Origin of the sequence: Paenibacillus melissococcoides (assembly GCA_944800085.1) — a bacterium.
GTDB classification, from domain to species: Bacteria; Bacillota; Bacilli; order Paenibacillales; family Paenibacillaceae; genus Paenibacillus_B; species Paenibacillus_B melissococcoides.
In genome coordinates, this window is record CALYLO010000001.1 from 836,862 (window position 1) to 849,538 (window position 12,677).

The following is a 12,677-nucleotide window of genomic DNA, read 5'->3' on the forward strand; positions in this document are numbered from 1 at the left end:
AGGGTAGTGAATGCAAGAGAAAACGGGGTATTTTGCACATCTGGAGGGCACGAGCCGGGAGGCGGGCCGGCAGCAGGGACGGTTCGCGGCGCTGCATCCGGCCTGGATGCCGATGCTCGTCCTTCCGGAGCCGCTGCCGGAAGCGCGGCTGCGGGAGACGATGCGGCTGCTGGACGATTACTGCCCCGGCATCAATGACGAACTGCTCGGAGCGGCCGAGCAGCTTGGCGTCGAGCCGGGCCGGATGGGCTATTACGCGGGGACCGACATTCAGGCGGGCTGCAGCCACTGCGCCGTCCTGCCCGGGAAGACGAGCGACGGGCGGACGTATGTGCTGCGCAATTACGATCTGTCCCCGGAGCTTGCCGACATGCGGCTCTGCGATACCGCGATTCACGGCCGGTACCGGCATATCGGTTTCTCGCCCCTCCTGTTCGGACGAACGGAAGGAATGAATGAACACGGGCTGTGCGTCACCTTCTCGGCCTGCGGCCAGCCGGTGGGGAATGTGGAGGGTATGCGGGCGGCGAAGGCGAGCGGCCTGCAGTTCTGGGCGGTCGTGCGCACGGTGCTCGAACGCTGCCGGACGGCTGCAGAGGCCGTCGCAGCCATACGCGAGATGCCGATTGCATCGAACATGAATCTGATTATCGCGGACGCGTCCGGACATGCCGCGCTGCTGGAGACGTTCGACGGCGAGGTCGCGGTGAAGGAAGCGGACGGAATGGCAGAGCCGTATGTGGCGGCGACGAACCATCCGCTGTTCCCGGAGGTCGCCCGGCTGGAGCCGCGCCGGCTGCATCACTCCGTCGTGCGCCGCGAGCTGTTGAACGAGGCGCTTGGAGGAAGCGCGCCAGTCGGCAAGGAGGAACTGCGCGGGCTGGTCCAGCGGGAATATCCGTATGGATTGACCGTGCACAATTACCGGCAATGGTTCGGCACGCTCTATTGGATGCTGTTCGATCTGAACGAACGCGCGCTGGAGGTCTGCTTCGGCTCGCCAGCGTAGAAAACATGATTCCATAATGCAGAATGCCTAACGGAGAATGCGTAACGCACAACAGAGCGCGCAAACGGGAGAACAGATAACCCAGAAGGCCAAACGTGGGGCGCAACACAGAGAAGGCCGAACGTGAAGCATAACACAGAATGCGGAACACAGACTTCCAGAATGCAGAAGGCAGAAGGCAGAACATAGAATGCAGAACGATGAATGCTAAATGCTAGATCCATAATGCACACGCTGAAAGCAGAAGACGATCTTTTCCGCCACGCGCGGAAGAGGTCGTTTTTTTATTGGAGACGCCCATGCCGCAACGGAGATTGAAGCGTGTTCCATTTGATCCCGCCCGCCGCGGTCAACTCGTTGTATAATATAGGTATCATGGCAAGGAGGAACTTATCACGTGACATTAATCAAGCAACTGACGAATCAGGACGAGTTTATCGGCTTTTATTTGTTGAAGGAGCTGGAGGTCAAGCAGACGAACGGCAATCCGCCGAAGGATTATTTGGATATCGTCCTGTGCGATGCAACCGGGCAGCTCCCGGCCAAATATTGGGATGCTTCCTCGACCGATAAGGAGACATTTTTCCCGATGGGGCTCGTGAAGGTGCGCGGCATCGTGCAGACCTACCGGGAGAGGCTGCAGGTGAAAATCCTGCAAATCCGGCCGGCCAAGGAGGAGGACGGGGTTACATTGACCGATTTCATTCGTTCGGCCCCGATTCGTCCCATCGACCTGATTCATGCGATCAAGCAGGCCATCGCCAGCATTTCCGATAAAGAGATTCGTGCGCTTGTCAGCTTCTGCGTATCGAAGGTGGAGGAGAAGCTGATGCACTACCCGGCGGCGAAAACCCATCACCATGCCTATTTCGCGGGCTTGGCCTACCATATGGTGCGCATGCTGGAAATCGGCGACTTTCTGTGCCGGCAGCGGCCGTTCCTGAATCCGGATCTGCTGAAGGCGGGCATCATTCTTCACGATATCGCGAAGCCGGAGGAAATGGTGGCCCAACTCGGCATCGTATCGGAATACAGCGTTCAGGGCAAGCTGGTCGGCCATATCTCGATGGCATCGAACTGGATTACGGAGGCGGCCCTGCGGCTCGACATCGATCTCGACTCGCCGAAGGTGCTCAGCCTGCAGCATCTCGTCCTGTCGCATCATAATCTGGGCGAATGGGGCAGCCCGGTGCAGCCGCAGACGCCGGAGGCCGTGGCGCTCCATCATATCGACGCGCTCGACGCGAAGCTCCAGATGGTCGAGGATGCGCTGGACACGACGCCGGAGACGGAGGAGTGGACGCCGTTCATCCGCGGCTTGGAGAACAAGGCGATCTATCGGATGAAGCTGTAGTACATAAGGATAAGCCCGCCAAGAGGCCGGAAGGCAGCGGGTTCATGTGCAGTCATGGACCGGCTGCTTTTTTTTGCCTGCTATTTTGTGTAAGGGGACATAATTAGAGACATTTTTAAGTCGGCTGATCGGAAACTCTCCCGAGTATAATGTATGTAAGCGCTTTATATTTTGGGAGGTGGACTTGTTGAGCAACTTCGACACGGAGCTGAATCCAGCACGCAATCCGAGCAGTAACTGGAGGAAAGGCTTGCTGCTTCTAGGACCGGGCTTCATTACCGCCGCAACCATCCTGGGTCCGGGGAGCATTACGGTCAGCAGCAGCGCCGGGGGGCTTATGGAGTACTCGGTGCTGTGGGGGCTGGTCATCGCCATCTCGGCGACAAGCTTCAGCATTGCCGGGGCGGCCGGGCAAGTTTATATGGTCCAGGGAAAGGGGTGGCAGCCGCAAGATCTGCGCAAGAGCAACGCCAGCGCCGTCGCCGGGATCGCGGTCCTCCTGCGGCCTGACCATCATCATTATGATTACGTCGGCCGCCGTGCTCGCCCCCCCAAGGCATTCAGGTGCAGAGCGCCCTTGACATGTCCATTCAACTGGAGCCGCTGCTGGGCTGGGGAAATGGCTGTTCCTCCTCGGTCTATTCGCGGCTTCCTTCTCTTCCTTCATCGCCAACGCCGTCTTGGCGGGAATGCTGCTGTCGGACGGCTTCGGCTGGGGCCGGACGTTGAACGACAAGAGCGTTAAAATATTCACTTCCCTGCTGCTGACGGGGAGCACGCTGATCGCGATATGGGCCGAGGCCAATCCGATTCAATTGATTATTATGGCTCAGGCGACGACGGTTCTCGGAGTGCCGCTCATCGCCATCGTGCTGCTCTTGCTGGGCAACAACAAAAAGGTGCTCGGCAGGCGCATGAACGGCTGGTTCATGAATGTCATCGCGGGACTTGCCGCTCTTTGGCTCCTTTATTTATCCGTGAATCAGTTGCTGACCTTCTTCGAGTGAGCCGGCAGGAGTAGGCGAGTAGGAGAGAGCAATATGGAAGGGCTGTCTCATAAGCATTGCATAATGATTGGAATAACGGCTCACAGAGAATGGGGGGGACCGGAAAAATGGCTACGGGCAAAGCGGTGGAAGATGGAGGAAGACGCCTGCCTTCCAGTGGAAGACGGAGAATAGGCCCCCTGCCTTCCTGTAGCATACGGTCGAGGATGATGTAAGGACGGATGAGGCGGTGAAATCCTGCGTGAATGCAGCAATTTATGTTATTTGAGGCACTATTTGATGAAATTCCTGCAGAAGCACATTATTTTCATCGATTTTTGTCTTTCATCTATTGAAGAGTCTGAAATTGATGCAGTGGTGCAGGAACTCCCGCAACGGAGCACACGTCATCAAGGAAAACTGCATTTTCACAGTTTTTTTAGCTACATCGCTGTGAGAAGCCGGGATGGGGCTGTCCGCTGCAGCTAAAAAACTACTTATGGGACAGCCACTTACGCTGCTACCTTACCCGACGGCGTCACTATCCTGCTTATAACTCATTCCCGTTGACGGAAGCCTCGACATATCCGTTGTCATCCCGGGAATTAAGCTTTCGCTCGCGCTGTCCCCCATAATCGACAAGCTTGTTTCGGCGGAGGAGTTGAGCGGGCTTTCGGCTTTTTTCTTTTTGAGATAGGAGCTGTACATCTCATTCAATGTTTTTATTTCTGAATCGCTTCTGACGGGCAAATACGTCGTATTGTCATAAGTTATCGGCACGATCGCCTTGCCGCTGCTGGGCCTGATCGACAGCCCGCTGCGCCTGCTGTACAACGAGCTCGGCGTCGTTATCGGCTTGGCGGACTCTCTGATCGTCTATATGGTGCTGGCCGTCGCCACTAGCCTCTATGCCGTGGACGCCTCGCTGTATAAAGCGGCCGGCATTCTCGGCGCGTCGCGGCTGCGCATGTTCTTCAGCGTCACGCTGCCGCTCAGCCTGGCGATGAGCGCCTTCGTCACGCCGGCCCTGATGGGCGGCACGTCGGTGAAGGTGATGCCGGTCATCGCCTACGAGCAGATGATGGCTGCTTATGATTGGTCGCTTGGCGCGGCGTTGGCCTTTCTGCTGCTCGGTTCGACGCTCGGGCTGGTGGCGGTATTTACGAAATTGGTTGAGACCAAGCGATATAAGGAGGTGTTCTCGTCATGACGAACCGAACGGGGCGGTTCCGCATTTCCCCGCTGGGCATCATCGCGTTTCTCGTCGTCTTCTTCGTGGTCTCGCTGCTCCTTATTATTGTGCCGACCTCCTTCACGGCGACGGGGGTGCTTCGCTTTCCGCCGGAGGGCTTCTCGCTGCAATGGTATGCGAAAATCCTGGACCGGCCGGAGTTCATCGAATCGTTCTGGGTCAGCTTGAAGCTGGCCGCGGTGACGGCCGTCCTGGCGACGTTTATCGGCACGCTGGCCGCCTTTGCGCTGCACAAATACAAGCCCCCCGGGAGCGGGGCGCTGAACGCGCTGCTCCTGTCGCCGCTTACCGTCCATCGCTCATTATCGGCATCTCGGCGGTGGAGGAGCTCGCCCGGCAGATTATCCGGCTGCACTCGTGGTCCGCTGCGGACCGCGGCATCCAGATCAATGTGGGCAAGATCGCCGGGGGCATCGGCGCCAACGTGATTGCGGATTATGCCGAAGCCGAGATCGATGTGCGCGTGGACACGATGGACGACTTCCGGCGCTTCCCGGGGAGGCTGAACGGGCTGGTTCCCATTCTGCCCGGCACCCGCCTGCGCATCGACGGCGATATGAATCGGCCGCCGATGGAGCGGACCGCGGCCAGCGCCCGGCTGTATGCGATCGCCCGCTTGGCAGCCCGGGAGGAGCTGGAGGAGGCGAGCACCGGCGGCGTCAGCGACGGCAACTTCATTGCCGCCTGCGGCACGCCGACGCTCGACGGGCTCGGCATCGGCGGAGGCGGCGCGCATTCGCCGTCCGAATTCATCTGGGTGCCTGAGCTTGCGCGCCGCACGGCTTTATTATCGGGTATCTTGGAGCGGATCTAGATCCAGCCGCTTCGGGGCACCAGTGCTGGCAATTGGGACACGGCAGTGGAACAGAGCACGCTCAGCGTTAGAATACTCATGAATCTGTTGGCAGTTTCGTATTCAACTAACTTTATAACAAGAGAAGAGGCTGTCCCATATTACCTGTGGGATGACCGTTAGATTCGCAAAAAGGTCGAGTTAGGGTTAACATTTGTTCCCGTACTCGATCTTTTAGCCGGATGGAGCGGAGCTTACTTTTAGTGGAGTGTGGAGATGAAAGAGTCAATCCATAGGTTGAAATTGACTTAATATCCCAAATGTGATATTTTTTATAATTATAGTTTTCCTATCAGCGAAGTCGTTTACTTTCCACAAGAATAATAGGTTGAAATCTTTCTCGTTAATAACTTCGACAGAAGGAGAGAGTACGATGACTACAGTGAATTGCATGTGCGAAGAGTTGCAATATCCATTGGGTGCCTTTAGCCGTTTTGTGGTAAATGAACTTCCTCCCCTAAACAAGACCGGTTCCCAGGCTGACTTATTGAGGTTCGGCCTTTCTCTTTTGCCAGATGATAATCAGCACCTCATCGATTTCGCATATCACCGTCCTTACAATGAAAAGGTGCTGGCAATGGGGGATTTGGGCATCTACCTCATTTCGTGCTTGAAGCAAGGGATTCTTGCTTCCGAGCTGCACAGGGTGTCCTCGATTTTGGACCTTTTTTCCTTGCTGACCGGTTTAATTCCACGGGATACCTATGCTTCGTATATTGCATACAACCCTGCCGATTCTCTGCGAACATTCACAGGGGATGCCAGTGAAGTTGCTTTTATCACCCGGCATCAGCAATCGGAATTAGCGCTCAAGCCGGCGGTTGAGGAATTGGTGAAGCTTCAGTCGGATCCGTGCCTGCCGGAACGCCTGGAAATTCTCAAAGCCGTAAAAGCGGCTATGAGGCAGGTGCGCAAGGAAAACGCAGAGGTGCACAAAGGAGTAGACCCCGTCTTTTTTATAACTTTTTTCAGAGATTATTTTTTCCCCGTTGAGGTGAATGGCATCAATTACAATGCGCCTAGCGGCGTGCACATTGCGAGCGTGATCCTGACCGATCTCATTACGGGCACTGCCGATGATGCCTATATGGAAACGACTCGTGATCTTTTGCCTTATTTGGAGCCATGCGAGCGATTCCGCATCAAAAATGCGATGGCTGCTCCTTCCCTAAAGCAAATCTATTCCGCCGATTTGAAATCCGGGAGAGACCGTTCTTCCGAACTCAACCTTCTTGTCGATATTTACGATGAAATCATCAAATTCCGTAATGTACATCAGGGACTGGTCAGCAGATATATCCGCAATCAAGATGCTTCCGTTTCCAAAGGTACGGGAGGTTTTGCGTTCGATACCTTTTTACAGGAGCGAATTGACGTCGTCGATCAAGCCAAGCGTACCGCTACGGAAAAGATAAAACCCCGAGTATGATCTCGCCAAACCGTAAAAGTCCGATCCGAATCTACAGAAGTAATGGTTATACGTCCCTCACCATGAACGCCGCACTGCTTTTGACATCCCCAGAATCCCAATCAGGTTGTACAGAGTCTTTTCAAGGACGCCCTAGCACACTTAATTTAATTAGGGAGAAGGATGAATATGTCAAATAACAAAAAAGAATCACAATTAATCATGAAAAATACTTGGACATTGACAGAAGCGCAGCGAAGAGTGTGGTATATGGAACTGCTCAATCCCAATACGACCGTTGCCGCTTTGAACAGTTTGCTTACCTTGCAGGGAACGATTATCGAAGAGAAGATCATACGGGCCTTACAGATGCTGGCTTCCCGGCATGATTCCCTTCGGGTGCGCTTAAAACAGATGGATGGTCAGGAGCCGCAAATTTATGTTGTTCCGTTCGAACCGTTCCATATTGATGTCATAGACGTGAGGGGGGAAGAAGCCGAAGCATGGCAAGAGATCGTCGATTTGCGTTCGCGCCAGCCCTTCGCTCTGTTTGATTCTCCATTGTTTGAATTCACGTTGTTCCGGACAGGAGAGCTGGAGGCCCGATTGTTTTTGAAAATTCACCATGTGATTGCTGACGGTTATTCCTTGAACCTGATAGGAAACGAAATTATTCAAACTTATACGTCCTTGTTACGCAATGAGGAGTTTACGATGGAACCAGCGCCCTCTTTTACGAAACTCCTTGCTAGCGAAGACACCTATCTTGCATCATCCCGCTTCCTCAAAGATAAGGCATACTGGGACAAAGAATTCAGTACGCTGCCGCCAATCACAAGCTTGGCTTTTTCCGAACAGGCAGCCCAGACTGCCACCAACGCAGCTTCTTACAGCCAATACCAGCTTCCCTCATCCCTATGCAAAGACATTCATCAATTCTGCGAAAAACATCAAGTCTCTGCCTTCAATTTGTTTGTCACGGCTTTATGCCTGTATCTGGCGCGAATATGCGGAGAAGAAGAAGTTGTGCTGGGAACCATGTATGCCAACAGAACGTCCGTTGATCAGAAAACGATGGTAGGCATGCTCGTCAGCACAACGCCTTTTCGCTTGCGCGTGGATGCTGCTTTGTCTTTCACCGACCTCTTGAAGCAGGTGAAAATGAAGCAGGGCGAGCTGATCCGGCATCAGAAATATCCTTACAATCGAATCATTCCGGAGCTCCGCGAACGATTTGGTTTTACGGGAGCCCTGCTGCCCATTTTTTTTAATTATCATCCGTTGGCATGGGACACGGTTCCGGAAGATGCTCCCGTACAATATGAGACGATGCCTCTCGGAAATGGACATCAGGATAATGAATTAACGGTACATATCCGCGAAAATGTAAAAAGCGGCGAGATGGCTGTTCAAATCGATTATTTAACCGATTTGTTCGCGGCGGAGGATATGGACCGCCTGTTTGCCAGATTGATGCACATCCTTCGGGAAGGAATGGCTGAGCCGATGCAGGCGGTAGAACAATTTCATGTGATGCCGCCGGAAGAACGTCGCGAGATCCTTCAAGCCTTTAGCGCGGGACGAAATATCAACCGGCAGCCTGGCGGTCTGCTGCACGAGCTGTTCGAGGAACAGGCCGCGAAGGCCCCGGAACGGATGGCTGTGCTATCGGGAGTGGACGGATCGTCGCTGACCTACGGCCAATTAAATGAACGCGCAAATAAGCTAGCCCGTACCCTGAACAACCTGGGGATTGAGATGGGACGCCCCGTGGCGATTCTCGGGGAACGGTCGCCGGAAATCGTAACGGCCGTTCTTGCTGTCCTTAAGGCGGGAGGAGCCTTCGTGCCTCTGGATCACTCTTTGCCTTCCGATCGGCTTGCTTATATGTTGGCGGATAGCGGAGCCGGCATTTTGTTGACGGTTGGCTCTGTTGGCTTTGCTCTGCCCGAGGGATGCAGGGTCTTGGATTTGCGGCAGGAGGAATGCTATGCCGGCGACGCCTCGAATTTACGCCTTCACTGCCGCCCGGAGCAGCTTGCTTATCTCATTTATACGTCAGGGACAACGGGAACGCCGAAAGGAGTTATGGTGGAACACCATAGCTGGATGCAGACGGCTTGGGCATGGCGCCAAGAGTACAAGCTCCAAGAGATGGAGATCCGGCTGCTGCAACTGGCCAGCTTCTCGTTTGACGTATTTGCCGGCGATCTGGCCAGAACCCTGCCGAATGGGGGAGTGATGGTTTTCTGCCCGGACGAGGTTCGGCTCCAACTGCCCCGGCTTCATCGGATGATCGTCGAATACGGCATTACGCTGTTGGAGTCGACGCCTGCTCTGCTGGTTCCGCTCATGGACTATATTTACGATCATCGCTTGGATACCGGCAAGTTGGAACTGCTTATCCTGGGCTCGGATCGTCTTGCGGCCGCAGACTTCCGCCGGCTGCACAGCCGCTTTGGGGCCGACATGCGCATCCTCAATAGCTACGGGGTGACGGAGGCATGCATCGATGCGTCTTACTATGAAGTGGAACAGGGGGGGCAGCCGCCTGGAGAAGGGAATGTGCCGATTGGGAAGCCGCTTCCCCATGTCAACCTGTACGTGCTGGGGCGGGGAGGAACCCTCCAGCCTGTAGGCGTACCCGGAGAACTGTGCATCGGAGGAGAAGGAGTAGCCCGGGGCTACCTGAATCGACCGGAGTTGACGAGCGAGCGTTTTGTCACAGATCCTTATGCGGCAGGCGGACGGATTTACCGCACCGGAGACCAGGCCCGCTGGCTGCCGGATGGCAATTTGGAGTTTCTCGGCCGGCTGGACGATCAACTCAGTATTCGCGGATACCGGGTCGAGCCGGGAGAGATTGAAGCACAGTTGATGCAGTTTGGGGGCATTCGCGAGGCAGTGGTTGCCGTAATGCCCGATTTGCAGGGAGAGCCAGTGCTTTGTGCCTATTACACGGGCGACGCTGAACTGGAGATCGCAGAAATGCGGGCATTCCTGTCCTCGAGCCTGCCAGACTACATGGTGCCAGCCATATATATGAAGCTGGAGCGGCTTCCCTTGACGCCAAACAGCAAAGTGGATCGCAAAGCTTTGCCGAGACCCGATGCGATTGCATCCCGACAAGAATACGTTCGTCCAACGACAGAAGCCGAGCAGAAAATGGCGTTACTGTGGCAAGAGGTCTTGAATAAGGACTTCGTGGGACTCCATGATAATTTCTTTGAGCTCGGGGGCCATTCGCTGAAAGCGATGACGCTGTTAACGCGCATTCATCAGGAGTTCCAGTCCGAGATCGGCTTGCGCGACATATTTCAGACAACCAACCTGAAGACATTGACCCAAGCCGTCACTTCGGCAGCCGAACGGGCGTATGAGTCTCTCCTTCCCGCTTCGGAGCAGGATTATTATCCGCTGTCGTCGGCGCAAAAACGATTGTATGTGCTGCACCAATTGGATGAGGCAGGACTTGGTTACAATATGCCCGCCGCGTTCCAAGTGGTAGGCCCATTGGATAAGGAGCGTCTCGAAGCGGCATTACAATCGCTTATTACTCGTCATGAGGCGCTTCGCACCTCGTTTACGGTCGTGGACGGCGAGCCGATGCAGCAGATCCATGACCATGTCTCTTTTTCCGTATCCTGCGAGGACACGGAAGAAGGCCGAGCGGACGAGCAAATCCGGGCTTTTATCCGCCCGTTTGATCTTGGCGTGGCCCCGCTCCTGCGCATGAAGGTGATTCGACTCGGGGAAGAACGCCATCTGCTCTTGTTCGATATGCATCATATTATTTCGGACGGAATTTCCGTTCAAATTCTAACGGAAGAATTGGCCGCCTTGTATGCCGGAGAAGAACTGAATCCGCTGCGGCTGCAGTATAAGGACTATGCGGTCTGGCAGCAAAAATACAGGCAGTCGCAGGCCTATGCGAAGCAGGAAGCGTATTGGCTTAAGGAACTGGCCGGCGAACTGCCGGCGCTGAGCCTGCCGGCTGATTATCCGCGCCCGGCGATGCGCAGCATCGAGGGGGGCCGGGCGGATTTCGAACTGAAAGGCGAGTTGGCGGAGGGTGTCCGCAAGCTGGCACAGGAGAGCGGCACTACGGTGTACATGGTGCTGCTGGCGGCATATAGCACCTTGCTGTCTCGTCTGAGCGGGCAGGAGGAGATCATTGTCGGAACGCCGGTGGCGGGCCGCCCGCATGCCGACCTGGCAAGCATGCTCGGCATGTTTGTAAATACGCTGGCGCTGCGCACGCATCCGGCCGGGGATAACACTAGCGTTGCATCGAGCGGTTAGTTCATAATCTAATTTCAATTAACATCAATATATGATATATATTTACATTTGCGATGTCCGCGCTAAGTCTAAAAAAGTCGAGCTGGAAACAGACCCTACGCGTTATCCATTATATGTAAAAATCGTTTTCGTTTGTCATTACGTCACAATCAGTCTCGGTTTCATCGACTTTGTTGCCTTTTTCGGACGTCTCCCATTTCGCTTTGGTCGACCTCTAGATGTTCGAGTCGGCTTGCGGTTGAGTGCAGCGATCAAATTTTCCCATGGTTTTTCCGCATAGATGCGAATCAACTGGAGGAGGTCCCATGTCGACTTTTTACAGTCCAGTGTTAATTTAATCAGCAAACAGAGAGCATACGCGATTAAAGCAATATACATTTGGTTCCAAATCGCTTCGGCCGTATAACCGTGGGGTTTTACCAATCGAATATGCTGCTTGACCCATTTAAAAAACAACTCAATATGCCAGCGATTTCGATAAATCTCGGCAATTTGATGTGCGGATAAGTCAAATCGATTCGTTACAATTCGATAGGTACGCCCTTGGTCATCGTTAAACTCAATCAAACGCAGAACCGCTGGCAGCTCCGGCATCGTCACATCAGCATCAAGGATAAACCCATTCTGCCTTTTGGGGAGGTCTCTTTTTCTGATGATCGTTAACCGGCTCTTTTGCTTGACGCGGCAAACAAATTTAATCTTATCCTCTACCCATTTCTGAAAATGGTCGTACACCTGGTATCCTCGGTCCATCACGTAGGTCGCATCTTTATCCACTGTAAATTCCAACACGACTTCATGATCGGCTACATCTTTGGTTGAAGCGACGATCTTGTCTGGATACATCGTTTTGGAGTCCGCAACGACCAAGGAGGTGTGCATCTTCACGCCATGGCTACTTTTGGAACAATAGGACCATTTCGCGAGAATGGGAGGTAGTGTAATTCCCGATGAATCGATTAGCTTGAGTTTCCCAATACCAGGCGTAATGCCGCGTTTCCCTTTTGTAAGTTGCTTGATTCGATCAATGAGCGAGAAAAAGAGCGTCTGAAGATACTCCATAGGCAGCCGTTTCAGCTTCCGCGATAGTTGGGAAGCGCTTATGCTCTTGAGTCCAAGCAGTTCTTGAAATTCAGGATTAGCGGCTACATGCTCTGACATGACTTTGTATGAGTCTCGTTGCTGAAGCTGTGCCTCTACAAATAAGAGTGTCGAAGCGCCGACAAACAACTTTTGGGCCCGGTAATCCAATGACTCGTGTCGAGTAGAATGAACATGTAACCATTTTAGGCATTGACAAATGACGTTTTGATTCGGTACGTTATCCATAGAAATCTCCTTTGTTGAGGCGTTTTTATGGATAACGCTTTGGGTAACTCAACAATAGGAGATTTCTTTATTTTTGTCCACGAATATAGTTCAATAAGTTACAAATATAGAGACTTATGGGGTAGAAATTTTCGTAAAAAGATTGATGCAACGCTAGTGCGGGGATAAACGTTTTTCCGTTTAT

8 protein-coding genes and 2 pseudogenes are annotated in these 12,677 nt (G+C 53.7%); 8 read left to right on the forward strand and 2 right to left on the reverse strand.

What is annotated here, in order from left to right:
• Nucleotides 1-10: 10 nt before the first annotated feature.
• The 4 genes from OCY70_RS03905 (at nucleotide 11) to OCY70_RS03920 (ending at nucleotide 3,370) form a co-directional block, all read left to right on the forward strand.
• A complete protein-coding gene (locus OCY70_RS03905; RefSeq protein WP_249724329.1) occupies nucleotides 11-1,009 on the forward strand; it encodes a C45 family autoproteolytic acyltransferase/hydolase in 999 nt (332 codons plus the stop codon).
• A 397-nt stretch (nucleotides 1,010-1,406) separates the two neighbouring features.
• Nucleotides 1,407-2,363, forward strand: a complete 957-nt coding sequence (locus OCY70_RS03910; RefSeq protein ID WP_213425769.1) for a 3'-5' exoribonuclease YhaM family protein — start codon at nucleotides 1,407-1,409, stop codon at nucleotides 2,361-2,363.
• 187 nt (nucleotides 2,364-2,550) lie between these two features.
• Nucleotides 2,551-3,108: a hypothetical protein gene (locus OCY70_RS03915; RefSeq protein ID WP_249724323.1), complete on the forward strand. Its 558-nt coding sequence runs from the start codon at nucleotides 2,551-2,553 to the stop codon at nucleotides 3,106-3,108.
• Nucleotides 3,029-3,370 (forward strand): divalent metal cation transporter, encoded by a 342-nt coding sequence (locus OCY70_RS03920; RefSeq protein ID WP_249724359.1) that lies wholly within the window; start codon nucleotides 3,029-3,031, stop codon nucleotides 3,368-3,370. The genes OCY70_RS03915 and OCY70_RS03920 overlap by 80 nt, the downstream gene beginning before the upstream one ends.
• A 504-nt stretch (nucleotides 3,371-3,874) precedes the next feature.
• On the opposite strand, the gene OCY70_RS03925 is transcribed toward OCY70_RS03920, so the two are convergent.
• Nucleotides 3,875-4,183 (reverse strand): hypothetical protein, encoded by a 309-nt coding sequence (locus tag OCY70_RS03925; RefSeq protein WP_261944654.1) that lies wholly within the window; start codon nucleotides 4,181-4,183, stop codon nucleotides 3,875-3,877.
• Between OCY70_RS03925 and OCY70_RS03930 the strand changes: the two are divergent.
• From OCY70_RS03930 to OCY70_RS03945, 4 genes and pseudogenes are all read left to right on the forward strand, one after another.
• Nucleotides 4,146-4,559 (forward strand): annotated as a pseudogene (locus OCY70_RS03930) (ABC transporter permease); the annotation flags it as partial. The gene OCY70_RS03925 and the pseudogene OCY70_RS03930 sit on opposite strands and share 38 nt — an antisense overlap.
• Nucleotides 4,556-5,415, forward strand: a pseudogene (locus OCY70_RS03935) (M20/M25/M40 family metallo-hydrolase). The pseudogenes OCY70_RS03930 and OCY70_RS03935, both read left to right, overlap by 4 nt.
• 412 nt (nucleotides 5,416-5,827) lie before the next feature.
• Nucleotides 5,828-6,883, forward strand: coding sequence for a monodechloroaminopyrrolnitrin synthase PrnB family protein (locus tag OCY70_RS03940; RefSeq protein WP_213425768.1), 1,056 nt, complete (start codon nucleotides 5,828-5,830; stop codon nucleotides 6,881-6,883).
• A 201-nt stretch (nucleotides 6,884-7,084) separates the two neighbouring features.
• On the forward strand, nucleotides 7,085-11,164 hold the full coding sequence (locus OCY70_RS03945; protein WP_261944649.1) for an amino acid adenylation domain-containing protein: 4,080 nt from the start codon (nucleotides 7,085-7,087) through the stop codon (nucleotides 11,162-11,164).
• Between the two features lie 138 nt (nucleotides 11,165-11,302).
• On the opposite strand, the gene OCY70_RS03950 is transcribed toward OCY70_RS03945, so the two are convergent.
• The gene (locus OCY70_RS03950; protein WP_261944587.1) at nucleotides 11,303-12,493 is read right to left on the reverse strand and encodes an IS4 family transposase; all 1,191 of its coding nucleotides are present in this window, start codon (nucleotides 12,491-12,493) and stop codon (nucleotides 11,303-11,305) included.
• Nucleotides 12,494-12,677 lie beyond the last annotated feature (184 nt).